General features: G+C 39.2%; 21 protein-coding genes and 1 riboswitch. Of the genes, 9 read left to right on the top strand and 12 right to left on the bottom strand.

Going from position 1 to position 24189, the window contains the following annotated elements; translation table 11 throughout:
* Nucleotides 1-6 precede the first annotated feature (6 nt).
* Together ACE01N_RS04790 and cydB are read left to right on the top strand one after the other, a co-directional pair.
* Nucleotides 7-1593: a cytochrome ubiquinol oxidase subunit I gene (locus ACE01N_RS04790; RefSeq protein WP_380585365.1), complete on the top strand. Its 1587-nt coding sequence runs from the start codon at nt 7-9 to the stop codon at nt 1591-1593.
* A gap of 11 nt (nt 1594-1604) precedes the next feature.
* A complete protein-coding gene (cydB, locus tag ACE01N_RS04785; protein ID WP_375726613.1) occupies nt 1605-2741 on the top strand; it encodes a cytochrome d ubiquinol oxidase subunit II in 1137 nt (378 codons plus the stop codon).
* Between the two features lie 177 nt (nt 2742-2918).
* On the opposite strand, the gene ACE01N_RS04780 is transcribed toward cydB, so the two are convergent.
* The 3 genes from ACE01N_RS04780 to ACE01N_RS04770 are packed head-to-tail and all read right to left on the bottom strand — an operon-like array spanning nt 2919 to nt 6078.
* Nucleotides 2919-5132: a tetratricopeptide repeat protein gene (locus ACE01N_RS04780; protein ID WP_380585363.1), complete on the bottom strand. Its 2214-nt coding sequence runs from the start codon at nt 5130-5132 to the stop codon at nt 2919-2921.
* A gap of 2 nt (nt 5133-5134) precedes the next feature.
* Nucleotides 5135-5551, bottom strand: a complete 417-nt coding sequence (locus tag ACE01N_RS04775; protein WP_375726611.1) for a hypothetical protein — start codon at nt 5549-5551, stop codon at nt 5135-5137.
* 29 nt (nt 5552-5580) lie between these two features.
* Nucleotides 5581-6078, bottom strand: a complete 498-nt coding sequence (locus ACE01N_RS04770) for a metallophosphoesterase family protein (protein ID WP_380585360.1) — start codon at nt 6076-6078, stop codon at nt 5581-5583.
* A gap of 181 nt (nt 6079-6259) precedes the next feature.
* On the opposite strand from ACE01N_RS04770, the gene ACE01N_RS04765 reads away from it, so the two are divergent.
* The 4 genes from ACE01N_RS04765 (at nt 6260) to ACE01N_RS04750 (ending at nt 10707) form a co-directional block, all read left to right on the top strand.
* Complete coding sequence (locus tag ACE01N_RS04765) at nt 6260-6757, top strand: SixA phosphatase family protein (RefSeq protein ID WP_380585358.1); 498 nt, start codon at nt 6260-6262, stop codon at nt 6755-6757.
* A gap of 76 nt (nt 6758-6833) precedes the next feature.
* Nucleotides 6834-7397, top strand: coding sequence for an elongation factor P (efp, locus tag ACE01N_RS04760; RefSeq protein WP_375726608.1), 564 nt, complete (start codon nt 6834-6836; stop codon nt 7395-7397).
* Between the two features lie 193 nt (nt 7398-7590).
* Nucleotides 7591-8799, top strand: coding sequence for a hypothetical protein (locus ACE01N_RS04755; RefSeq protein ID WP_380585355.1), 1209 nt, complete (start codon nt 7591-7593; stop codon nt 8797-8799).
* Nucleotides 8800-8934: 135 nt separating this feature from the next.
* A complete protein-coding gene (locus tag ACE01N_RS04750; protein ID WP_380585353.1) occupies nt 8935-10707 on the top strand; it encodes a bifunctional metallophosphatase/5'-nucleotidase in 1773 nt (590 codons plus the stop codon).
* 16 nt (nt 10708-10723) lie between these two features.
* Here the strand turns inward: ACE01N_RS04750 and ppk2 are convergent, their stop codons facing one another.
* The 5 genes from ppk2 to panC all read right to left on the bottom strand — a co-directional run bounded on the left by ppk2 (nt 10724) and on the right by panC (nt 14838).
* Nucleotides 10724-11560 carry a polyphosphate kinase 2 gene (ppk2, locus tag ACE01N_RS04745; RefSeq protein ID WP_380585351.1) on the bottom strand — a complete coding sequence of 279 codons (837 nt, stop codon included), beginning with the start codon at nt 11558-11560 and terminating at the stop codon, nt 10724-10726.
* Nucleotides 11561-11669: 109 nt separating this feature from the next.
* Nucleotides 11670-13034 carry a DNA repair protein RadA gene (gene radA, locus ACE01N_RS04740; RefSeq protein WP_375726604.1) on the bottom strand — a complete coding sequence of 455 codons (1365 nt, stop codon included), beginning with the start codon at nt 13032-13034 and terminating at the stop codon, nt 11670-11672.
* Between the two features lies 1 nt (nt 13035).
* Complete coding sequence (rfaE2, locus tag ACE01N_RS04735) at nt 13036-13530, bottom strand: D-glycero-beta-D-manno-heptose 1-phosphate adenylyltransferase (protein WP_380585348.1); 495 nt, start codon at nt 13528-13530, stop codon at nt 13036-13038.
* Nucleotides 13531-13629: 99 nt separating this feature from the next.
* Nucleotides 13630-13989, bottom strand: coding sequence for an aspartate 1-decarboxylase (panD, locus tag ACE01N_RS04730; protein ID WP_438826943.1), 360 nt, complete (start codon nt 13987-13989; stop codon nt 13630-13632).
* Between the two features lie 9 nt (nt 13990-13998).
* Nucleotides 13999-14838 carry a pantoate--beta-alanine ligase gene (panC, locus tag ACE01N_RS04725; protein ID WP_380585345.1) on the bottom strand — a complete coding sequence of 280 codons (840 nt, stop codon included), beginning with the start codon at nt 14836-14838 and terminating at the stop codon, nt 13999-14001.
* 252 nt (nt 14839-15090) lie between these two features.
* Between panC and ACE01N_RS04720 the strand changes: the two genes are divergently transcribed.
* Entirely contained in the window at nt 15091-16650 is a 1560-nt protein-coding gene (locus tag ACE01N_RS04720; RefSeq protein ID WP_380585343.1) for a sugar transferase, read from the top strand.
* 537 nt (nt 16651-17187) lie between these two features.
* Here the strand turns inward: ACE01N_RS04720 and ACE01N_RS04715 are convergent.
* The 3 genes from ACE01N_RS04715 to ACE01N_RS04705 all read right to left on the bottom strand — a co-directional run bounded on the left by ACE01N_RS04715 (nt 17188) and on the right by ACE01N_RS04705 (nt 21135).
* Nucleotides 17188-17826, bottom strand: coding sequence for a thiamine diphosphokinase (locus tag ACE01N_RS04715; protein ID WP_380585341.1), 639 nt, complete (start codon nt 17824-17826; stop codon nt 17188-17190).
* A 1-nt stretch (nt 17827) separates the two neighbouring features.
* Nucleotides 17828-18457, bottom strand: coding sequence for a nicotinamide riboside transporter PnuC (gene pnuC, locus ACE01N_RS04710; RefSeq protein ID WP_380585339.1), 630 nt, complete (start codon nt 18455-18457; stop codon nt 17828-17830).
* Between the two features lie 206 nt (nt 18458-18663).
* On the bottom strand, nt 18664-21135 hold the full coding sequence (locus ACE01N_RS04705; protein ID WP_380585337.1) for a TonB-dependent receptor: 2472 nt from the start codon (nt 21133-21135) through the stop codon (nt 18664-18666).
* 40 nt (nt 21136-21175) lie between these two features.
* Nucleotides 21176-21272: riboswitch (TPP riboswitch) on the bottom strand.
* 334 nt (nt 21273-21606) lie between these two features.
* Here ACE01N_RS04705 and ACE01N_RS04700 point away from each other — a divergent pair.
* Nucleotides 21607-22173: a hypothetical protein gene (locus ACE01N_RS04700; RefSeq protein ID WP_380585335.1), complete on the top strand. Its 567-nt coding sequence runs from the start codon at nt 21607-21609 to the stop codon at nt 22171-22173.
* Nucleotides 22174-22417: 244 nt separating this feature from the next.
* Complete coding sequence (locus ACE01N_RS04695; RefSeq protein ID WP_380585333.1) at nt 22418-23500, top strand: PIN domain-containing protein; 1083 nt, start codon at nt 22418-22420, stop codon at nt 23498-23500.
* A 171-nt stretch (nt 23501-23671) separates the two neighbouring features.
* On the opposite strand, the gene ACE01N_RS04690 is transcribed toward ACE01N_RS04695, so the two are convergent.
* Nucleotides 23672-24058 (bottom strand): HU family DNA-binding protein, encoded by a 387-nt coding sequence (locus ACE01N_RS04690; RefSeq protein ID WP_380585331.1) that lies wholly within the window; start codon nt 24056-24058, stop codon nt 23672-23674.
* Between the last annotated feature and the right edge of the window lie 131 nt (nt 24059-24189).

Raw genomic sequence — 24189 nt, 5'->3', positions numbered from 1 at the left:
ACCACTATGCTAGAGAACTTTGACTTGAGCCTTGTTAATTGGTCCAGGGCACAATTTGCACTCACTGCTATCTACCATTGGCTATTTGTCCCGCTTACATTGGGGATTACCTTTATTATAGCCATCATGGAATCAATCTATGTTAAAACGGGGAATGAGCAGTGGAAAAAAATCACAAAATTCTGGATGACACTTTTCGGGATTAACTTTGCTATTGGTGTAGCAACCGGACTTATTATGGAATTCCAGTTTGGAACAAACTGGTCCAACTACTCATGGTTTGTAGGTGACATTTTTGGTGCACCGCTTGCAATTGAAGGTATTATGGCATTTTTTATGGAGTCAACCTTTATTGCGGTAATGTTTTTCGGATGGAACAAGGTGAGCAAACGTTTTCACTTGTTATCAACATGGCTGACAGCAATCGGGGCCAACCTCTCCGCCTTGTGGATACTTGTTGCCAATGGCTGGATGCAAAATCCCACAGGAATGTGGTTTAATCCGGAAACGGTAAGGAATGAAATGGTCAATTTCTGGGAAGTCCTCTTCTCTCCCATGGCTATCAGTAAGTTTATACATACAACCTCATCAGGCTTTGTGCTTGCCAGCTTTTTTGTTATTGGAATCAGCTCATGGTTTCTCCTGAAGAAAAGACATATTGAAATGGCCAAAAAGAGTATATTGGTAGCCACTGTATTCGGATTATTATCGTCCATTTATCTTGCAAGCACCGGAGATTACAGCGCCAAATCAGTAAGTGAAAATCAACCGATGAAACTGGCTGCTGCCGAGGGACTTTACGAAGGTTCTGAAGAAGCACCACTTGTAGCGTTTGGAATACTGACAAATACGGGAACAGAGAATTTAGATGCTGAAGGAAAATTTCTGGTAAAAATGGATGTTCCTATTCCCGGCTTCCTTTCATTACTGGCATTTGGAGATTTTGAATCATTTGTACCGGGAATTAAAGACCTCGTTAAAGGAAATCCGGAACAGGGGATTTTATCATTCGAAGAAAAAATATCACGCGGTCATGTTGCCAAGGAAGCACTAAAGGAATTCAGTTCCATAAAGGATAAAACTGATCCACGATATCAGGAATTGTATGCTCAGTTTAAAAATGAACAATGGCTGAACAACTACTTCAAATATTTCGGATATGGTGATTACTATCATCCGGATAAATCGGTTCGTGAGAAAAACGCGTATAAACTGATACCAAATGTGTCATTAACATTCTATTCATTCCATGTTATGGTAATCCTTGGGTTCATGTTTATCATAGTATTAGGAATATTTGGTTATATGTTATACCGAGGAACACTTGAAAAAAACAAGTGGTTATTATGGCTGGGGATAGTATTTGTTCCACTTACCTACTTAGCTTCCATTGCCGGCTGGAATGTCGCTGAAATTGGAAGACAACCCTGGGTAATTCAGGATTTAATGCCTACCTTAACTGCAGTAACTAAAATAGATAGCGCTTCGGTAATTACAACTTTCTGGATGTTTGCTGCCATTTTTACAGCACTCCTGATTGCCGAACTGCGTATCATGTTTACCCAAATTAAAAAAGGTCCTCAGGAACACTAAAAATGAATATCATGGAACAAAGTACATATAATATATTTCAACACTACTGGTTTTTTGTGGATGCCCTTTTAGGTGGATTACTCGTATTTCTGCTTTTCGTTCAGGGTGGCCAGACATTTATTCTGTCACTGGCCAAAAATAACCAGGAAAAAGCATTGATAGCTAATTCGCTTGGCCGTAAGTGGGAGTTTACCTTTACCACGCTTGTAACATTTGGAGGTGCATTTTTTGCCTCTTTCCCACTCTTTTATTCCACCAGCTTTGGTGGCGCATACTGGGTTTGGATTTTGATACTTTTTGCCTTCATTATTCAGGCCATTTCATATGAATTCCGTTCAAAGCCCAACAATTTTCTTGGTCAAAAGACTTTTGACGTATTCTTATTCCTGAATGGCGCTTTGGGAACCATATTACTGGGAACTGCTGTAGCTACCTTATTCACAGGTTCAGCATTCAGCATCACAGAAACCAAATCTGTGATATGGGAAGGTCCGCTTAGAGGTGTGGAAGCAGCATTTAACATTCATAATCTCTCGCTTGGCTTAGCTGTATTTTTTCTGGCCCGCGTGAATGGGTTACTGTATTTCATTAATTCCATCAGCGATGAAACTTTTATCGCAAGAGCACAAAAACGGATATTGCCTAATACAATTGGCTTTCTTGTAACCTTTCTCACGTTTGTAATCTGGTTATTCCTCAGAGATGGTTATGCGGTAAATCCTGATACGGGTGAAGTATTTATGCAGTCGTTCAAATACTTCAATAACATGATCCAGATGCCATTGGTCGGAATTTTCTTCCTGATCGGCGTTGTCCTGGTTCTGTTTGGATTATTCAGGGCATTATTTACAGATAAAAAGAATGGAGCCATCTGGTTCACCGGAATAGGTACGGTACTGGCAGTTGTAACACTTTTGCTTGATGCCGGATTTAACAATACAGCCTTTTATCCGTCTTTCAGTTCTTTACAGAGCTCACTGACCATTCATAATGCATCTTCAAGTCCGTTTACATTAAAAGCCATGTCAATTGTTTCAATCCTCGTTCCATTTGTACTGGCTTATATCTGGTATGCGTGGAGAGCCATAAACAAAGAGAAAATCACCACCACAGAGCTTGAAAGCCACGATGGAGGTCATGTATATTAATAACCATAAAAATTAAACACTATGTTAACTGAAGTATTTTGGTTTCTGACCTGGCCCGTTCTGATTGTAGTTAGTTATTATCTGACTACATGGCTGGTTAAGAAATATGAAGAAAAAACTGAAAAATAGTCAATTCTTATAGCATACTCTACCCGTTATGCAGGACAGGCGTTCGATCTAAATCTGATCAAGATCGTAACGCAATCGGTCCAGCATAATGGGTATTTCATTTTGATCCACACCTTTCTCCACCAAAAGCGTTTTATCGACGTTAAACACCTTTATAAACTTTTCCATGTCTCCTCTGAACAGGTTCACGCTTTGTTTATACATGTTCAAGGCCCCTTGTCTGTCCTTCGCAACCCACTTAACATGCCCAAGGTTCATGTAATCGTGCATATCGGGTTTGTTGTCAATAATTTTCTGGTAATATTTTGTAGCCTGATCCAGTTTCCCTGTCACAAAGGAGCACCAGGCAATGGGCTTCCAGACCTTTGTATTTTTTGTATCCAGGTATTCCACCCTGAAGTAATATTTCAAAGCCTCATCAAATTTCTTCTGATCCAGCAAACAATGTCCTACAGACAGCTGTACGCTGAGGTTCTCATCGTCGATAACCTCTGCCTGACGATAATATTCAAGCGCTTTATCAGGCATATTTAACTGCCGGTAGCAATATGCAATCTTTTTTATAGTCCACAGTTCCTGAGACCGGATCAGGTCCGCCTTTGAATAAAATTTAAGGGCTCCCTGATAATCACCTGCCAGTTGCATGGAATACCCTGCTTTTTGCAGAATTTCAACATTGTCAGGATCATCCTCAAGCAATATTTCAAATACTTCCAGCGCTTCTACAAAATAGTTTTTAGCAAAATAATATTCCCCAATATTACGCCACCGTTTTTTGTCTTCAATTATCTTTTCAAAAAACCTCTTGTTGTGAAAATCCAGACGCCAGTTGAAAAGGTCTCCAAAATCGCGCTTTTGTGGATGAAGTTTGACAAAACGGTACAGATCCTGAATATACTGGTTAGAGACTTTTTCTGCATTCAGATCAGGATTAATCACTGATTCGTCCTTATCATTTTCATCAAACTGTCCCAGTTCTGCATTCAGCGCTTTAGACATCATCTCCTTGTAAGACGATGGTACCTGCTGCACACTGAGCACAAACGAATATTTGTCCGAATTGCATAAAAAGCGCGTATCTTTTAAGGCGACAATAAAATCTGATTTAAGGTCATCACCTGCCGATCTGACCAGATCCGGGTGCTGTACTGAGAATGGAATAAACCAGTTGATCAGGCGTTTAAAAAAAGGAAAACTTTTCAGCATGGCAAATGTACTCATGAACACATCTGCGCCTTCCATCTGTAGTTCTGAAAATTCTTCCAGTTTGTTGGTCAGGCCCGGAACATCGTCGAACATATGTTGCCAATCCGGGTTTTTATCTTCCGTCATATCATCTTTCAGCAGGTTATCCAGATTCAGTTTATCCATGATATACGGATTCATTTTAACCATTTCCGGCAAAATCTCCTCCTGCATTTTCTTTGTCAGTTTTTCTGTTTCCTTACTCCGGATCAATTGAATAACGATTTTCTCCACACTTTTCACAAAGCGTTTATCTTCACTTAACAGCTCCAGCCGGTGATTAATTTCAGGGAAAAACTGCAGTCTGCCATCGTAAAGATAAAGCACAATCAATGCACCGAAAATGGCCCTCTGTCTGATCTCATCATTCGTATGCACCGAATAATCGAACAGCAGTTTTAATTTTTCCGGATCAAAGCAGCGCATGGAACTCAGCGTTAATGCAGAAATCATCAACGACTTTGAATAAACCGGTCCGTTACCCATTTCCACAAATTCTTTGAAATGCTGAGTTATGTGCTCGCTGTAAAAATCAGTTGTCCAGAAATAATTAAAAAAGAACTGAAGATCTTCCAGAAACCTGTCCCCTTCAACTGAATCATCAGAGGCAGTTTCAACCAGGGCAGACAGTTCCAATTTATCACAATAGCGTTGCACGGATTCAATTCGGTCTCGTACCAGTTCTGCCTTTGGAGCTGGGAATGAGCGTTTAACAGTAAAAGGTAGTGCTGTAGAATTTTTGGTAAGCATTTGTTGTGTCACCTCATCCAGCAGATGAAAAGCGGATGTAATAAGATCGTGATAAATGGTGTCCCTTTCCGGATCCTTTACCCCGGCCACGGTATATTTCAACATAAACTTGTAGGTAGTCTGATATTGTTCCAGCCTATCCTTCAAATCCACCGTTTGCAATTCTTCCAGCATCTGACCTATAATATCAAAGGTATCCTTTAGCAGACGTTCTTTGAGATAAGCTTCTGCCTTTTTATGTAACTCGTATATTTTTTTTTCTTCCATTGCTATTTCCTGATAAAATATGCTGTTGCCGTATAACTGCCATTATCCATGCTGTAACTGTAATCCAGACGAAACTGGTCTTTATCGCTGACAACACCACTGCTGTTTTTCACTTCAATTACATCTACCTGTTGCGGATCCACAATAAGCCGGTTACCTTCCACCCGTACCTGAAGCATATAATTCTGAATTGTCGTTTCCGGATCATTTGCCGTATTCAGAAAGTTTGCGATGAGAATCCGGCTGGAATTATTGGGGTCAACCGTAACAGTAACCTCATACGCATAACCATCGTAATTTCCGCCAACCTCATTCACAATCCAGCTACCCTCAAGGTCTGTTATCAAGATCTCTGTGTTGTCACATGCTGTAAAAAGCATGGTTGTAAGCAGTAACAGATATAATGTAATTTTATTCATATTTCTTTTAATGTAAAGATACGATTTAATTATCCTCTTCTACACATTTCAATCACCTCCAGGTCCTTGATGTTTTTACCGTCAATTACAAAGCGAATCAGCGTACGAACCTGATGAAGTCCAACATTACCGGCAGCACCCGGATTAATGTGCAGTAAGTTGAACTTGTCATCATACATGACCTTCAGTATATGTGAATGACCGCTAATAAAAAGATCTACGGGAGATTCGGCAAACATGGTTTTCATTCCGGAAGCATATCTTCCCGGATATCCACCAATGTGCGTCATTAATACATTGACATCTTCGCATTTAAACCGAAGAATTTCCGGATATTTCTTCCTGTACTCCCAACCATCAATATTTCCATGAACCGCTTTGACAGGAGCTATTGTTTCAAGGTCGCTTATTACCTGCCATGAACCAATATCGCCTGCATGCCAAATCTCATCACAGCCTTTAAAATTTTCATACACATGATTATGGATTTCCCCATGAGTATCTGAAATTAAACCTATCTTCTTCATCTCTTGTCATTAACGGTTTCAGTTTGACAAATTACATGCCACCAATTTTTTTTGTCTAAAATTGCATATTATTTCAAAAAAAAGTGAATATTTGTCATATGAAAAGATACCACATATCCATTTGCTTCTCATGTATATTCTAATTATGTCTAATTAATAAATTCAAGTATTCTTATTAAAAATGAAACGATTGATTTTTGTGCGTCATGCTAAAGCAGAAACCTTTGATGGCCAAAAAAATGATTTCGAAAGGCAATTAGCCTCCAAAGGACAAAACGATGCAGGTATAATGTCCACAGTTTTATTAAAAGCCAACATACGACCTGATCTGATCTATTCAAGTTCCGCTGACAGAGCCTTTCAGACAGCACAAATCTTTGCTGAAAAGCTCAACATTAATCCGGGTAAGGTTAAAAAGAACGACGATCTGTATGAAGATGTGACAACATCTGATATCCTTGAAATTATTTCTACTACAATGGAATCGGTAAAATCACTGATGATCGTAGGTCACAACCCATGGATTTCGGATGTTACAGGTACCATGTCTGACAGTTATGATGACATTATGCCAACCTGTGGTATGGTAGTTCTTGACTTTAAAGTAGACTACTGGGACGAAGTTCTTCCTGGTAACGGCTCCGTAAAACTGGACGATTTTCCTAAAAATTACAGGTAGTTCAGGTATATAATGCTTTCATTTATAAACAATTTATTTATTTTTGCGGACGAAAAATTAAAAAAGAAAAATTAAAATGGCTACAACATCAGACATACGAAACGGACTTTGTATTGATTTTAAAGGAGGATTATACACGGTAGTCCAGTTTCAGCATGTTAAACCCGGTAAAGGACCGGCTTTTGTAAGAACAAAATTAAAGAATGTAATAACCGGAAAAGTAATTGACAATACGTTTTCTGCCGGTCATAACATCAATGACGTAAGAATTGAAAGACGTTCGTATCAGTATCTTTACAAAGATGATTTGGGATACAACTTTATGAACAACGAAACTTTTGACCAGATCAGCATTAATGAAAACCAGATAGAACATCCGGGCTTTCTGAAAGAAGGTGAAAGTGTGGAAATTGTTTTTCATGCTGAAAATGACACACCACTACTGGTTGACCTGCCTCAGCACATTATCTGTGAGATTACGTATACCGAACCGGGCGTAAAAGGAGATACGGCTACCAATACTCTTAAGCCGGCTACAATTGAAACGGGTGCAGAAGTAATGGTTCCGTTGTTTATTGAAATTGGCGAAAAAATTAAAATTGACACGTCAACCGGAGCTTACGTTGAAAGAGCAAAATAATAAGTTAACATAAACTTTTATATGTATCGAAAGCACGTTTAAAACGTGCTTTTTTTGTATCCTAAAATAACTAACAACTTCCCTAAAGCATCAAAATTTAACAATACATTAATATTTTATTTTAAATATTTGATTATTTTAACTTAATATGTTATATTTGTGTTATCTATTAACTCAAAGGACATATTCAAGGATGAAATATTTTATTTTTTTGTTAATAATTTTGATTCACTCCGAGTTTACATCCACTTCAGGACAAAACAATTCGATATTAACATTACCTGACACATCAATCACATATGCCTATGATACGAATGGTGATTCATTGGCCTGGACAAAAACTTTGCGAAAAAAAGATAGTGATACAATCCGGATCATAACACAAAAGTTTGACGGAGAAAGATGGAATAATGAGACTCAGGTAAAATATACATCTGATTTTTTTTCAACAACAGAACTGGCATATACATGGTCCGGCTTAGCCTGGATTCCTGATACACGTACAACAAAAATATTTGAACAGGACTATATTACAAAGGAAAGTCGTGATTTCTACTCTTCAAAAACCACTGATTGGGTGTGTTCAGAAAAGACTGAATATTTCAGGGATGTATATTTTGGCGTAGATTCAGTTTACACATATAAAATTAATCATGATTCTTCTGATCTGGAACTGGTAACAAAAGAATACCGGACTAATTGCTATGACAAACCGGTTCAGGCGTTGTTGTACAGTAGAAGTGAAGGTGCTACCTGGCTACTAACGGGAAAAACAGAATACATGTATAATGAAGAAAATCATGATGTGACGGAAACTTTCTACAGCCACACTGATGTTTTTGAACCGGACAGAAAAATTTTCACTGATTATGATGAAAATGGGCGCATTGCATTACAACAGGAATTGAGCTGGCAAAAGCATCGAATGGATTGGAGTGGCGTTAAAATGTATGTAAAAAAACAAAACGGCAGCAATTTTACGGAAGAGATCAATTATAGATTTAACGGTCAAAACTGGGAAAAGGATTCAAAGACCGTAAGATATCCTGATGCCGACCGGATCAGGCTAATTACAGAACAATCAACATGGATTGATTCTCTGAACAGATGGTCTTTACAAACAAAAACTTTCGACAAATCATTAACTACTAACACAATCACTATAAATAATACCACAATGGATGAGCAAGTCTATTTATCTGACAGGAGTATTATCATTCAGAATGATAAGTACTCCCGATCCAGTTATTCGTTGTACTCATTAGGTGGTTCCCTTCTTCAAAAAGGAACCATAGCACAAGACCATATCGATATTGACCCAAAAATTCAGGAACAGACACTTGTATTGATCCTGATGAGTCATTCGGCTATTTTTTCAAAAAAACTACACTTCATGCAATAACTCAGAGATTTTAGGAAAAAGAAAGATGCTCCTTAAAACGGAGCATCTTTTTTATTATATTCGCATAACGTTTTAACCACTGTTTTGAATATTAGCAAGTTAATATTATCATACCTGTTGTTTACCGCCCCCATAATGGCGCAGGATCTTGTCATACTGCACACCAACGATCTGCATTCACGTCTGAATGGATTCTCTCCAGAGTCTGAATATACACCTCTTACCGTTAATGATGATCCTACTATTGGCGGTTTTTCCCGAATAGCTTCTGTTATTGAAAATGAACGCAGGATAAATGAAGACAAGGTTCTGACCGTAGATGCGGGAGATTTTCTCATGGGAACCCTGTTTCATAATCTGGAACCGACAACCGGTTTTCAGTTATCATTAATGAAAAAAATGGGTTACGATGTTGTTGCTTTAGGAAACCATGAATTTGATTTCGGACCTGAAACACTTTCAGAAATCATACATAAAAGCATACAAAATGGCGGTATTCCTTATCTGACTCTATCAAATATCCATTTCTGCAAAGCATTGGACAAGGATAATTCTTTGGAAAAATTATACAAAGAAGATGTAATATCAAAACATAGGATTATTGAAAAAAACGGAGTCAGAATAGGTATATTCTCTCTGCTTGGTAAAGAAGCAGAAAAAGCGTCCGGCGGTGCCTTCCCTGTTACTTTCAAAAATTATATTAGATGTGCAAAACAGGAAGTGAAGTTACTAAAAGCACAAAATGTTGACTACATTATTGCGCTCTCGCATTCAGGCGTTACACAGGATAAAGCCGGTAACTGGACCGGAGAGGACGTGGAACTGGCTCAAAAGGTTCCTGAAATCAACCTGATAATAAGTGGTCACAGCCACACCAAATTAAAAGAACCTCTATATGTTAACGGAACATATATCGCGCAGGTTGGATCATTTGGATCAACAGTGGGTAAGATTGAAGTTTTTAATATTAAATCGAACCCGGAATATGTTTTTACTCCGATTGAAATAAATGACAATATCAGAGGAGACAGCACCATTCAAATGGCAATTAACAAGCAGCAGGAACTCATAAAAAATACGATTTTAAATCCGCTTGGACTAAACTATGACCAGAAAATATTTGAAACTGATTTTCCTTTGTTACTCAATAAGTCCAACAGTTTGGAAGGAGGTAATCTGGGGCCATTTGTTGCAGATGCCATACTTAACGAAACAAATCGTCTGAAGGGAGGTAACACGCATATTGCGCTGATTCCGGCAGGTATGATCAGGGGTAATATTCTACCAGGATATAAAGGATTGCTCACAACACCGGATCTGTTCAGCACATTATCGCTGGGCAGCGGGAACGACTCCGTTCCGGGCTATCCATTAGCCAGAGTATTTCTAACCGGAAAAGAACTTAAGCGTATTATGGAAGTTCTTCTGATCGCCTATCAGTCGGGAGCATCACGTTACATGTACTATTCCGGCCTCAGGGCGACATACAATCCTGAAAAGTTCTATTTAAAACAAATACAAACCCTGGAAGTAAGAAACGAAGAGGGTATTTTTGAGACCGTCAATTTAAATGACGAAAAAAAGTTATATGGTCTTGTCGGTAACTCGTACCTGCTGAGCTTTGTTAATATGGTCAAAAAAATGAGTTTAGGGGTCGTACAGATCACACCAAAAAATATTGATGGCACCCCTATTGATCAGATGTATGAAGCAGTTATTGATTTTGATCCTGTAAAACCAGGCATACAGGAAGGTAAAGAGTGGATTTCAGTCATCCATTTTAGCGAAACTTTTTCGGATATTGACAATAACGGTGTTCCCAATGTTCCGATAACCTACAAAGAAAAAATAAATCCTGTTTATACCTTAGAATCATTATCAAACGAACAAACCATAGTTGAGAAATAAGTTTTCAGTTCGTTTTTCATGACTTTTCAGTATGCTTTTCATGTGTCTCCCGTTCCAGCATTTCACCAATGTAATCCGGAATAATGGTTTGCTCCTCAATAGGAGGCCTGATATAGGATTTGTTTTGTTGTTTTGGAGGCAGAGTCAGCTCCTCATATTCTATTTTTTTATACGGAACCATGGTCAGAAGGTGGTGAATGCAGTTCAGTCGTGCACGTTTTTTGCTGTCTGAAGGAATCACATACCATGGTGCCTGTTTAATATCAGTATAATCCATCATTTTATCTTTGGCCATGGAATACTCTACCCAATGCTTACGCGATTCAAAATCCATTTTACTAACCTTCCAGCGCTTGGTTGGATCCTTAATGCGTGCCTGAAACCTTTTTTCCTGTTCTTCATCACTCACAGAGAACCAGTATTTAATAAGAATAATACCTGAACGCACCAGCATTTTTTCAAATTCAGGGCAGCTGCGTAAAAACTCCTGGTATTCATCGTCTGTACAAAAGCCCATAACACGTTCTACTCCGGCCCTGTTGTACCAGCTGCGGTCAAACAGAACCATCTCGCCTTTTGCGGGCAGGTGTGGCACATAACGCTGGAAATACCATTGTGTTTTTTCCCGTTCAGTAGGGATTCCAAGCGCAACCACACGGCAGACACGGGGATTCAGTTTTTCGGTTATGCGTTTTATGGCACCACCTTTACCGGCAGCATCACGCCCTTCGAATATTACCACAATCTTCAGTCCCTCCTGCTTTACCCATTCCTGCAGTTTTACAAGTTCAACCTGCAACTTGGCCAGTTCTCGATCATAAATTTTATGGGTAAGTTTTAATCCGGATTTCATGATACAGTGATTTAAGAGATGTAAGTATTTGTATTATACAAATATACACCAATTATATCAGCATGTAAAGCAGAAAGTTTTATGGGTAAAATTCAGAATTGGCGGTATTCTATTTCTTCAGAATGGTTTTTAAAGCTTCCTCCACCCTTCCGGCTTCATAAACTTCAATACCTGACTTTTTCACAGATACATTTTTCAGGTTGCCTTTAGGAATAATGATCTTTGTAAATCCCAGCTTCTCTGCTTCCAGGATACGTTGCTCTATTCTGCCAACAGGACGGATTTCGCCGGAAAGCCCAATTTCACCTGTCAGACATACATCCGGTTGAATAACCATATCAATATTGGAAGATACAATGGCAGCCAGAATAGCCAGATCAATGGCAGGATCAGCCACCTTGAGACCACCGGCGATGTTCAGAAAAACATCCTTGGCAGCCAGTTTAAAGCCCACCCGTTTCTCCATCACCGCCAGTAGCATATTCAGGCGTCGTGTATCAAAACCGGTGGCCGAACGTTGTGGTGTACCGTAAGCTGCCGTACTCACAAGCCCCTGAACCTCGATCAACAAAGGCCGAATCCCCTCAACTGCAGCGGCAATAGCCACACCACTCAACCCCTTATGTTCATTCATCAACAAAAATTCTGACGGATTTTCCACCTCACGCAAACCGGTATGCTGCATTTCGTAAATCCCCAGTTCAGATGTGCTTCCAAACCTGTTCTTAACCGAACGTAAAATACGGTACATGTGGTTCCTGTCGCCTTCAAACTGAAGTACGGTATCCACAATATGCTCCAGAACCTTCGGTCCGGCCAGGCTTCCCTCCTTGTTAATATGTCCGATAAGGAAAACCGGAAGATTCTGTTCCTTGCTGTATCTGAGCAACATGGAAGCACATTCCCTCACCTGGGTTACACTCCCCGGAGAAGATTCCACACGCTCTGTTGAAATAGTTTGAATGGAATCGATGATAAGCACATCCGGCTGCACATTTTTGATATGCGTGATGGCTTTTTCAAGCGAAGTTTCGCTCACCACATAGCAGTTCTCTGTTCCGCCTTTCAGACGCTGTGCCCTTAATTTCAGTTGCTGAGCCGACTCTTCGCCGGATACATACAATATTTTTTTATTCGGAATGTTCAACGCTACCTGCAATACCAGGGTTGACTTGCCTATTCCCGGTTCACCACCAATAAGTACCATAGATCCCGGAACGAGACCTCCTCCCAGCACCCGGTTCAGCTCGCTGCTTCCGGTATCAATACGTGGTGCATCTTCTGCTCTGATATCACTAATTAAAAGTGGTTTTGAGTTGGATTCAACCAACCCGGAATGAACACTACCGGACGTTTTGGTCACAATCTCTTCCACGTAGGTATTCCATTGTCCGCAGGACGGACATTTTCCGATCCATTTTGGCGAATCCACACCACAATTCTGGCAGACATATACGGTTTTGGTTTTGGCCATCTTAAAATGCTTTTTTTATGCGATCTATTAATGCAGTGGTGGAATAGCCCTCAACCAGTTCCACTGTAATCACCTCACCTCCTTTCGCCATCACTACATCGTATCCGGCAATATCTTCGGGTTTATAATCATTTCCTTTCACCAGTATATCCGGCTGTAACAACTTTACCAGTTCATACGGTGTATCTTCATCAAATATCACCACAAGATCGATAAACGAGAACCCTGCCAGTAAAAACGCCCGGCTATCCTGATCCACCACTGGTCTTGCATTACCTTTTAAAAGGCTCACCGAAGCATCACTATTCAGTCCGATCACCAGTTTATCGCCCAAATCACGGGCACGGGCCAGGTAATCCACATGTCCCTTATGTACCAGATCAAAACACCCGTTTGAAAAGACCACTTTCAAACCCTTTTCTTCCCATTCGGAAACGGTTTGCTTTGCCTGATCCCAGGTTTGAATTTTTGAAACGATCTGTTCAGTCTGGTTCATACGACATAAATTTTGGTGGTAAAATGTTTACAACGGGTAAAGATAAAAAAACCGTTCCTTTTGAGAACGGTTCACAATATAATTATGTACTAATAATTTCTAATCGACGAGTTTGTTGGTTGCCGTGTCAGGAAAAATAAAGATTGGCTCATGTGTTTTAGCCTCTTCGAACGGCATTGATGCATAGGTAATAATAATAATTACATCTCCTACAGCCACTTTACGTGCTGCCGCACCATTCAGACATATTTCACCTGATCCGCGTTCTCCCTTAATCACATATGTTTCAAAACGTTCGCCATTGGTGTTATTCACCACCTGTACTTTCTCGTGTGTAAGGATGTTCGCAGCATCCATCAAATCTTCATCTATCGTAATGCTACCAATGTAGTTCAGGTTTGCACCTGTAACCGATACATTGTGCAATTTTGATTTTACTACTTCGACATTCATTCCCATACCGCAAAGTTAATAGATAATATTATCAATTAAACGAATTTTGCCTGCAAAAACTGCTATACAGCCGATCAGTTGCTCATGTCCGTGCCACGAAGCGACCGGTTGTAAGTTATTTACATCTGATATTTCAAAGTATTCCACTTCCAGTTCCGGATCATCGTTTACATAATCCTTAACCCATTTTTTAACGGAATCAATATCCGTTATACTGGCCATGTGACGGGATTTAAACAATGCCTGCGAAATACGGACAGCGCTTTTTCGTTGTTGCTCTGTCAGTCGCACATTTCTGGAACTCATGGCGAGTCCGTCCGCTTCTCTTACAATAGTACAAGGGACAATCTCCACCTTATAGTTGTACTCACGCACCATAGCCTTAATAACGGCAAGTTGCTGAAAATCCTTTTCACCAAAATAAGCTTTATCAGGCTGAACCACATCAAACAACTTGCTGACTATCTGTGCTACTCCATTAAAATGACCTGGCCGGTGAGCACCTTCCATTACGCTCTCCAAAGATCCGAAGTTGAATTTTCGTGTATCCGGTTCAGGATACATCTCCTCTGCTTCGGGATTAAAAACCAGATCAACCCCTAAAGGTTCCAATAACTTCAGATCGTTTTCCAAAGTGCGGGGATATTTCTTTAAATCTTCGGGATTGTTAAACTGGGTCGGGTTTACAAAGATGCTTACTACTGTAAAACCGCAATCGTTTAAGCTACATTCTACCAATGATAAATGTCCCTTGTGTAAAGCCCCCATGGTAGGTACAAAACCTACACTTTTACCGGCGCGTACAGCGCCATCAATAACGGAACGCAGTTCCCTTACCGTTTTTACTAATTTCATGTTCCAAAATATCGCTGCAAAGTAACAAAATTATATAATTACTCTAAAGCAATAAATGTGATATTCTGTTAAACGCAGACATATACCCCTATTGTTTAATCAGTTACATTCAATTAACAACAATTAAAAATAATTAATTATTAATTAAATTTAAACTAAGTAATAACTTAAACTTAAATGTCTTCAATAAGTATAAAGAATTTACGTTTGTTAAGGTATAATAATTAATTTTGTGCGATAATTTTCTAAAAAATGGCGAAAGCTAATAGAAAGCAAATCAGAAGAGGGTGGGCACTTTGGATAATTGACCTTTTAATACTGGTTATTGCATTCCTCTTCATTGCCAAACTAAAACCTGCAACAGTCAGAATATACCTTCCGAGGTATTCTGACCCGTTTTATATCTTCCTGGTTATCTGGAGTATAATTTCATTCGTTACAGGTAAATATTTTCTGATACGAAAACTGCGCCGCAAGGACTACCTTGTCATGATACTGCTATCCAATGCAGTAATAACAGGTATCGTTTCTTTCGCTATTTATTTCCTTGGGTACTATAATTTCAGCCGTTTAATCGTTTACGGAACCATTGGAATGGCAACGCTCATGGAGCTGTTCTTTGCCGCCATATTCACCTATTATTTAAAGCTGAACCGAAAAGGATTCTACTACGAAGGTGAACCGGAGGGAAGGCTGCTTGAACCATTAAAAAGCAGGAAGGAACGAAAAAGGTTAAAAGAAGAGGCTGAAGCCAAAGAGATTGATGAAGATTCGGAACTGGATCAGACGCTGATAGAGGCCTCATCGCAGGAAGTTCATGATTTTATCGTGAAATATGTGGATCTGAATTCACCAAAAACTGTACTGTTTTCAACCACTACACTCTTTAACATACAGAAACTGAAACGAAATAATGCCGAAGCCATCATTAATCTAAAGCGCATTAATGACGTGCGGCACCTCAACACCTTTTTCAAAACAGTCAATGAACGCCTGATTGAGGGCGGAACTTACATCTTAAATGCAGAAACAGCAGAAGAGCGCAGAAAGCGGCTCATAGCCAAATATCCGCCGGTTATTAATTACATTTATTTATCCCTGGATTACCTTCTAAAGCGTGTTGCTCCCAAGATAAAAGCAACCCGCTGGCTTTACTTCATGATTACGCGAGGCAATAACCGCGTGCTAACGCATGTAGAGATACTTGGCCGTCTTTATTACAGCGGATTTGAGCTGATACGTGAAAAAGAAATTGAAGGCCGTTCCTACCTGATTATGAATAAAAAAGGTGCTCCTAAAAATAATTCCAATCCATCATATGGCCCGCTGATTCGTCTGCGCCGACAAGGAAAAGATGGTAAAACCATTGGGGTATATAAATTCAGAACCATGTATCCCTACTCCGAATTTTTACAGGAATACATTTTTAATCTGAACAACCTGCAGGAAGGCGGCAAGATAAAGGATGATTTCCGTGTGAGCCCGATGGGTAAATTTTTGCGTAAAGTATGGCTGGATGAATTTCCGATGATCCTGAACCTGCTGAAAGGACAGTTAAAAATAGTAGGTGTAAGGCCGCTTAGCGCCCATTATTTCAGCCTGTATTCCGATGAACTGAAAGAAAAACGTACTACAGTAAAACCAGGGCTTATCCCGCCCTTTTATGCAGACTTACCGCATACTCTGGAAGAAATACAACAGTCGGAATTACGCTACATTGAATCCTACCAAAAGTCTCCTTTAAAAACCGACTGGAGCTATTTCTGGAAAGCCGTGGGTAATATTGTATTGAACCGGGCACGATCAGCATAGTCAAATAGGAATTAGGAATTTCTGATTCGTTACATAACGCTTCGGATCACAATGGAATTAGAAGTTTTGTCTGCGTAAATCTGCGAGAAATAATAACCACCTGACTCACCCCGGTTCTGACAGTCAGAGAGAACGCAATATCCGCCCCTCTCTATCCTAAAGGACAAAGAGGGGATTTCTTAACCAGATCAATAGTATTAACACACAATGAATTAGAAATTTATCAGCTATTATGCAATGGCCGACAAGTGCCATAGCGGGATATTCAATAATATTGCGCGGCCATGATTTACATTTCATATACATTTTGCTACCATACTGACACTCCTTCGGAGTTTTGTCGGCGGAAATCAGCGTAAACCTCTGCGTACATCTGCGAGAAACTTTTTCAAATCGTTAGCCGTGAATCGTTACTTCGATACATTCCGGCTTGAAACCGGCACACTCAGTAACCGGGAACCCTTTGTCTTATCAATTTGCGGGAAATATTAATATGGTAATTTATCTGCAGTATTCTGCGCAATCAGCGGGAAAAGTTTAAAAAGCCCTGAATACCACCAATGCACCATCTGTAAATTCAATCCGGAAAGAGGTTTCAAGTGCTTCGTTTAAGGTGCCTTCCCAAAGATTTTTCAGCACATAATCGTTTAATGAATATTTAAGATCGTGCAATGTGATGGCAGGATTACCCATGACAGAGAATATGGAGACCTGTTGCGCTTTGAAAGAACCAAATATTGTCGTCTCATAAACCGGATTAAAAATGCCGTAATCCGACACCATCTGCAATTGCAGTTTTTGTCCGTGTTCAGCCAAAAGTCCGATGTTCCCCATTGTATGATCTTCCCGTAAGCCGGTGGCACCCAGTATCACCACCTTACCCAATCCCAGCTCCAGAGCTTTGTTAACGGCTTTTGTAAGATCGTTGGTCAGTTGATCGGCAGATGATGAGATGATGGATTCAAAGCGGCGTTTGAACTGTTCCGGCAGCGAATCCATGTCGCCCACAATATAATCGGGTTGTAACTCGTGCTCCAGCAACTTTACCGTAGCACCGTCACAACATATTATGGTTGATGCCTGATGTAAAAATTCCAGTACCCGTTGTGATTCCGGAAACAATCCGTCCGCCAGAATAACAGGAACACCCGGTTTTAAATCCTCAATCTGCTGCATGTTAAACCTGTTTATCATAATCCCTACGCCATCGATAATAGCCTACTATGGCGAGCACTGTATAAAAGAAAAAGAGCACCACCGTAGGATATAATCCTTTATAGATATAAAGCCCCAAAGATACAGCATTCACCAGGATCCACACCAGCCATTGCTCCAGAATTTTCCTCGCCAGCATCCAGGTGGCGGTAATGCTCAGCGCTGTGGTAAAGGCATCCCAGTAAGGCACCGGTGAGTCTGTCCAGGAAACCAAAACATAAGCAATCACAATAAAAACAGGAATGGTCACGCCGAGTAATGTTAATGCCAACCGTGGTGTAATCCGGCTTACCGGCAACTCTTCACTCACCTCCTCACTCTCACACTGTTCCTCACACTGTACTTCACTCTCTTTCCTCTTTCCTCCTTTCAGCCAGTAATACCATCCGTAAATACTAATGACCACATAATACACATTCAATCCCATGTCCGCATAAAACTTGGCACTGAAAAAGATGAAGATGTAAAATGCAGACGTGAGAATTCCCAGCGGCCAGAGCAGCTTGTTTTGCTTTATCTCAAACCAGAGATAGAGTATCCCAAGCAGTGCGCCGGTTATTTCCACATAATTTTTTATGATCCAGTCTAACATATAATCAATTAGGAAATATAAATGAACAATGAAAAGTGAAAAATAAATAATCATTTTAGTGACGCGTGACAAGTTACCTGTAACAATTGTAAACTGTCACCCGTAACCTGTCACTTTAAATCCTCCGGCCTTCTTGCGAAGTCCACCTCCTTTTTGCTTCGATACGTCCTGTAAAGGACTACTCAGCAACCTCAGGGAGGACGTCTCTAGAACCTGAGAACGAGCTTAACCGCATAATTTCTGAACGCCTGCGGGAAATAATATGTCCAGCGGGCTTCATAGAAATCAGTGGTTGATCCTTCAACCTGTACCATATCCTTTCCACCGTATGCATCGCTGATATAGTCCTTATTAAATAGGTTGTTAACCATTATCTTTATATCTACATAATCTGCAAATTTAAGCGGCAGACGATAACCTGCCACGAAATCAGTTATCATATAGGCATCAAGTTTTGCATCTTCCTGTGATGTATTATCGAAGTACTGATCACCCACATATTTACTTGTCAGGTTCAATGTAACACCTTTTGCAGGATAAAACGTAAAGGCATTAGCAGCCACCACATTTGGTGAATAAGCAATATCCGTATTTCCTCTTGCTGTGCCACGATAATCTACCACGTTCCAGTAATACTCATCATAATACGTGTTGTACTCCACAAAATCTATAATCTTATTCTGACTAAAGGTAGCATTAGCTTCCCACTTAAACCAGTTAACAGGAGCATAGGCTAAAGCCAGTTCCACACCTGCTCTGTAGCTCTTTGGCACATTGGTCATAATGTCGTAACCCACGCTGTTTTTCTCTCCAGTCGGAACAAGCTGATCCTTGTAGTTCATATAGAACAGGTTTGCGCTGGCCGTAAACTGACGGGAAGAAAACTGATATCCCAGTTCGGTGTCGTACAATGTTTCAGGAGTTGGCACGGAACGCGGATCACCCACAGCATCTTTCAGATTGGCACGGGTCGGTTCACGGTTAGCTACTCCAAAAGATGCAAAGGCTTTATGTCTGTTTTTCTCGTAAACCAGACCGGCTTTCGGATTAAAGAAATTGTACATCTTCTGAATATCCAGATAAGGCTTATCCGGATCACTGTTTACACCATCCATAGTGTAGTTGATATGGCGATACTGGACATCGGCGTATCCATACAGACTGCCTGCAAAATTGTACGTAGCCTTGCCATACAGACTCTGCTCATCCTTTATGGACTTGTTCAGATAATATTCGTATTGTGTAGGAATACCGGGATTAAACTCAGCCCACAGCACCCTGCCGAAATGATCGCCATCGTAACGGTTGGCCGAACCACCAAATACCATATTCAGACCTTTTTTATGGTATTCCAGAGAAAAGGTTCCTCCGTAAAAATAATTTTTCATCCATTTCTGACGGGTCAGATCCGAAGTTATTGTGGTGTCACCCGACCCGGGATGAATAAATATGTCATTAGGAAAACCATAGTAAGCATACTCTGTGTCGTGCAACCAGTTTCCGTCATCCTGGAACTGCTCGTAATAACCCTTTCCATGAGTATAGTGCAGTGCTACATTCAGCTTAAGAGCAGTATTCAAAATCTGCGAAAAATGCGCGTGGATATGATCCTGCCAGTAATTATCTTTCTGGTCTTCGTAGTAGTGCTCCACGCCCTGCGCATCGGTATACAAGCCAGCAGGATTGTAACGGCGGTCGGTTTCCATGATCCATGGTTCTACGCCCCACCAACTAATCCCGGTATGTTCCTCATTACCGAATACCTTAACACGCAGTGTGGTTTTATCGGAAAAATAACCCCCGGAAAAGAAATACGACTTATGGTTCATACCGGTATGCTTTACATAACCGTCGGTAGTCAATGCAGATAAACGTGCATTAAACACAAAATGATCCTTAATAAGCCCGGTATTGGCCTGAACGCTGTTTTTAAAGGTATTGAACGATCCGGCATAGGACGAAAATTCGCCATAAGGATCGGCATCGTAGCCTTTGGTCTGTACGTTGACCGAGGCGCCAAACGAAGCTGAACCGTTGGTTGATGCTCCCACCCCCCGCTGAATCTGAATATCAGACACCGATTCGGTAAAATCCGTCATGTTGACCCAAAACACGGTCTGCGATTCGGCTTCATTCAGGGGAATACCATCCACGGTGACGTTAATACGCGATGGGTCTGAACCGCGAATGCGGAACTTGGTATTTCCGAACGGTAAACCATTCTCTGTGGATGTGACCACAGAAGGTGACAATTTCAACAGTTCCGGCAGTTCTGCTCCTGTATTTTTGGCCGCCAACTCCTCTGAATTGATATTGGTTACGGCAAACGGATCGTTCTCTCCTGCTCTGGTGGCGCGGACTTCAAAGTCCTTATACACAAAAGGCGCCACCAGCATAGTGATATTCAACACCTTGGTTTCATCAGTATTTACTGATACTAACTTTTTTTCAAACCCGATGCGAGAGAATTCCAGCTTCACTTCTCCTTTCAGGTTCTGAATGGTAAAGGAACCGTCTTCACCGGTTACTGTACCAAAGGGCGTGTTTAATACACGCACATTCACACCATACAAAGGTTCGCCGCTTTGGTCCACTACCTTACCGTTAAACACACTCGTCTGACCATAAACCACTACCGAAGCCAGCAGCAGGATGGCCATTGCCAATAAATTTTTCATGAAAAACACAATTTTTTAGTTAATAAAAAACTATGTGAAATGTGGGTTTACTCCGATTCCCTTCGCCGGCACTACCCGGATCAGGTTCAAAGGGTTTGATCTCAGCCCGTTTTATTAAGGCACCCCCATCACACTATCGCCGCAAAAGTAGAAATTAATTAGGACACTTCGATAAACTCAATGTTAAATTTGGAATTAGTAACCTTCGTCCCTTACGGACTTCGGCTACCAAGGGAATTACGAATTATTGAGTAATTTAGAATGGGTGGAATGGTAAAATACATTTCTGAAGTGTTACAAACAAGGGAGATAATTTAGAATTTAAACGTTGCAATTATTTAGATATATAATCTCATTCTCAGTAAACTATGAGCAAAATAACATTAGGATATTTCAATACTTTAAAAAAAGTTATATCTTGTAGTGTTATTAATCCAGTAGTCAAAGATTTAAAAAACCTTATTTAGAACGATGAAAGAAATTGTCAAAGCATTTAAACATCTTGCACGTGACATAATGATTTATATATTACCTGGATTCACTTTATTAGCATATGTTTTATTTATATTCAATTATCAATTTAATATGTTTGAAAAGGATGAAATTCTTAGTTCTAAAAATCTATTAATTATTCTAATTGGCTCGTATATAATTGGACATATTATCTTAGGATTCATGGAATTATTTGTCTATTCAAAAGTGGACAAGCTCTTTTTTAAGAAGGAGCGCAGAGTACTTGAAGAAGCTACAAATAATAAAATAGATGCAGAACTTGAAATTTTAGCATACTCAAAAAGAAAAGCTTATGATTTCTTTGTAGAAAGACATACGCAGTTATCATTATTTCGCTGGAATTTATCTGGTGCATTTCTTATAATTTCTATATTATCTTTTTTATTTATTATTAATAATTACAACTGCAATCTGTTGATCATTGGGATCTTTAGCTTCATAATATTTCTTATTTTGTTTATCTTTTCAATTAGAACAGAATTAGATGGCCTAAACCGAAGAAAAGTGTTAGCAGCAAAAAAATAATAATCTACATTATAAAATTAAAAGTTTTGCTTTCGTTTAAATAACCCGTATAACCTATTATTCAAAAAATTTTCCAATATAAAAAGTTCAATTTTTTTGTTGGGGAATATCAGTATATTTTACTCGATAACTCTCTCATTATATACTAAATTGGTTACCATATTTTTATCAACAATTAATCAATTCATTAAAAAATCAAAACAATAAAAGCTAATTTTGAGTAAACCTATAAAAAAGTTCTTGCATGTCATTTAATGAAAGTGAAATTGTAAATTTAAAAGAAGAGATTAGTAAGGAGCTCAACAAGAAATTTCCAAAATTTGAAGATTCTTGGAATAATACTGTTAAGGAGTTAGGAAATGAATTTGTTGGATTAATTAAGGAATTACTACAAGACGAATTTCAGTTATTAAAGGAAATAACAGAATTTCGTTTTTCTATTGTAATTGATAATAACTTTATATTCGGTCAAATAAAAAATATCATTGAAAAAAATTTAGATCTTGAAGATTCATTTATTTATAAATTAACTCATACTTCATACGTAGATGTATACGCCCCTTATAAACTGAAAGAAGAACTTTATGATAAAATTGAGTATGTTTTAAAAGCCAATAAAAGTAAAGCTAGACAATTTGCAAATTTTTTATTAGAGAAAATAATAATAAAAGATGCAGAATGGATCGATGAATGGAAAAAAGCAAAAAACCTAATAGGACATATTGATAAAGATGATGTTCCTTATTTAGCATTGGCTTTTCACACTCAAAGTCATGCAATTATTTCCATGGACAAAATATTTAAAACTCAGAGTTTATCAAAATCATGGAATGTCCAAGAAACAGATAAAATTATTACGTCCTATAATTCCGGATTTATATCATTTTGTTTCATAGGTACTGGATTGAAAATTATGGAATTAATTTGGAAAACATTGCTAATCGTCTTTAAAACAATAGCAGAAATATTCATAGAGATAATATTAGGGATTGGTGTTATTCTTTCAGGCGCTTACGAGCTAATATTAAAAAAAATTCCGCCTTGGGTTTATTTAGGAATTTTATTTCTTGCAATAGGAGCCGCATTCATATCTGAGGATTTTAGGAATTTGGGCAAAGATTTCTTTTCTAGGGCGAACAAAGTTCTAAAAGATTTTTCAATTAAAATTAAAGAATTTTTGGATAAGCTTTTAGAGACGATCAAAGAGTTTTGGGAAGTGTTTAAACCAATCGGTGTTACGAGTCTTGAAATAATTGGTTATTTAACGCTTGAATACCAAACAATGGTAAAACAAGTGGAAAAATTAAATATTGAGAAAGCTAGTTAAAACTTAGCTTTTGCCATTAACTAAACCTCCAAATGTTAAAATCCAAATTTAAAAATCTACCGCTAAACTTAAATAATTCAAAAAAAGTCCAGACATTTTGATGAAAAAGTCCAGACATTTTTGGTAAAAAGTCCGGACTTTTTTTGGAGAATGTCAGGTCATATTACCCGTTTACTCCGCTTCCTTTTCATACTGGATAGTTTTCATGGCATCTTTCAATTCTTTTCCCGGGCGGAAAACAACCTTTGCCCCACGGATATTTGCCGCGGTAACCTTGTCGGCCGTATCGCTTCCTTCGGAAGAAATGTTTATGGAAAAACTTCCCAGATCGCCCAGCCGCACCGTCTGACCTTCGGTCAGTTCCTGTGGCACAACCTCAAGCAATGCCGTTAACACCGCCAGTGTATCCGTACGGGATACGGTTGAAATCTGTGCAATACGCTCAGAAAGACGTTTTAAAGTAATCTCTCCGTTACTGCTGAATGAAGCAAAAAACTTTTTAGGAGCGGCCTGATCCAACGGATTGCCCCTTTGAATAACATGATACTTTACAGACATGTTGTTAAAATTTAACTGTTTAGAGTAAATAAAATACGTACAGGACTTATACAATAAGCCCATTAATAAGAGAAAATCTTTAAATGTTTATGGTACATTTTCGGTTTATGTTCGGGTACAGTTACAAATAT

The sequence above is a fragment of the Quyinboa ferrireducens genome, from assembly GCF_042436675.1.
Classification (GTDB): Bacteria; Bacteroidota; Bacteroidia; order Bacteroidales; family UBA5342; genus JBHJHP01.
The sequence above is the reverse complement of the archived record's forward strand: the minus strand, read 5'-3'. Positions and strand labels throughout refer to the sequence as shown.

Excerpts from the sequence above, each read along its gene's own strand:
- efp (WP_375726608.1), top strand. The coding sequence starts at position 6,834 with ATGGCTACAACATCAGACATACGAAACGGACTTTGTATTGATTTTAAA.
- rfaE2 (WP_380585348.1), bottom strand. The coding sequence starts at position 13,530 with ATGAACCAGACTGAACAGATCGTTTCAAAAATTCAAACCTGGGATCAG.
- ACE01N_RS04765 (WP_380585358.1), top strand. The coding sequence starts at position 6,260 with ATGAAACGATTGATTTTTGTGCGTCATGCTAAAGCAGAAACCTTTGAT.
- ACE01N_RS04780 (WP_380585363.1), bottom strand. The coding sequence starts at position 5,132 with ATGGAAGAAAAAAAAATATACGAGTTACATAAAAAGGCAGAAGCTTAT.
- cydB (WP_375726613.1), top strand. The coding sequence starts at position 1,605 with ATGGAACAAAGTACATATAATATATTTCAACACTACTGGTTTTTTGTG.
- ACE01N_RS04770 (WP_380585360.1), bottom strand. The coding sequence starts at position 6,078 with ATGAAGAAGATAGGTTTAATTTCAGATACTCATGGGGAAATCCATAAT.
- ACE01N_RS04775 (WP_375726611.1), bottom strand. The coding sequence starts at position 5,551 with ATGAATAAAATTACATTATATCTGTTACTGCTTACAACCATGCTTTTT.
- radA (WP_375726604.1), bottom strand. The coding sequence starts at position 13,034 with ATGGCCAAAACCAAAACCGTATATGTCTGCCAGAATTGTGGTGTGGAT.
- panD (WP_438826943.1), bottom strand. The coding sequence starts at position 13,989 with ATGGGAATGAATGTCGAAGTAGTAAAATCAAAATTGCACAATGTATCG.
- ACE01N_RS04750 (WP_380585353.1), top strand. The coding sequence starts at position 8,935 with ATGGCGCAGGATCTTGTCATACTGCACACCAACGATCTGCATTCACGT.
- ACE01N_RS04790 (WP_380585365.1), top strand. The coding sequence starts at position 7 with ATGCTAGAGAACTTTGACTTGAGCCTTGTTAATTGGTCCAGGGCACAA.
- ACE01N_RS04720 (WP_380585343.1), top strand. The coding sequence starts at position 15,091 with ATGGCGAAAGCTAATAGAAAGCAAATCAGAAGAGGGTGGGCACTTTGG.
- ACE01N_RS04700 (WP_380585335.1), top strand. The coding sequence starts at position 21,607 with ATGAAAGAAATTGTCAAAGCATTTAAACATCTTGCACGTGACATAATG.
- ACE01N_RS04705 (WP_380585337.1), bottom strand. The coding sequence starts at position 21,135 with ATGAAAAATTTATTGGCAATGGCCATCCTGCTGCTGGCTTCGGTAGTG.
- ACE01N_RS04695 (WP_380585333.1), top strand. The coding sequence starts at position 22,418 with ATGTCATTTAATGAAAGTGAAATTGTAAATTTAAAAGAAGAGATTAGT.
- ppk2 (WP_380585351.1), bottom strand. The coding sequence starts at position 11,560 with ATGAAATCCGGATTAAAACTTACCCATAAAATTTATGATCGAGAACTG.
- ACE01N_RS04715 (WP_380585341.1), bottom strand. The coding sequence starts at position 17,826 with ATGCAGCAGATTGAGGATTTAAAACCGGGTGTTCCTGTTATTCTGGCG.
- panC (WP_380585345.1), bottom strand. The coding sequence starts at position 14,838 with ATGAAATTAGTAAAAACGGTAAGGGAACTGCGTTCCGTTATTGATGGC.
- ACE01N_RS04690 (WP_380585331.1), bottom strand. The coding sequence starts at position 24,058 with ATGTCTGTAAAGTATCATGTTATTCAAAGGGGCAATCCGTTGGATCAG.
- pnuC (WP_380585339.1), bottom strand. The coding sequence starts at position 18,457 with ATGTTAGACTGGATCATAAAAAATTATGTGGAAATAACCGGCGCACTG.
- ACE01N_RS04755 (WP_380585355.1), top strand. The coding sequence starts at position 7,591 with ATGAAATATTTTATTTTTTTGTTAATAATTTTGATTCACTCCGAGTTT.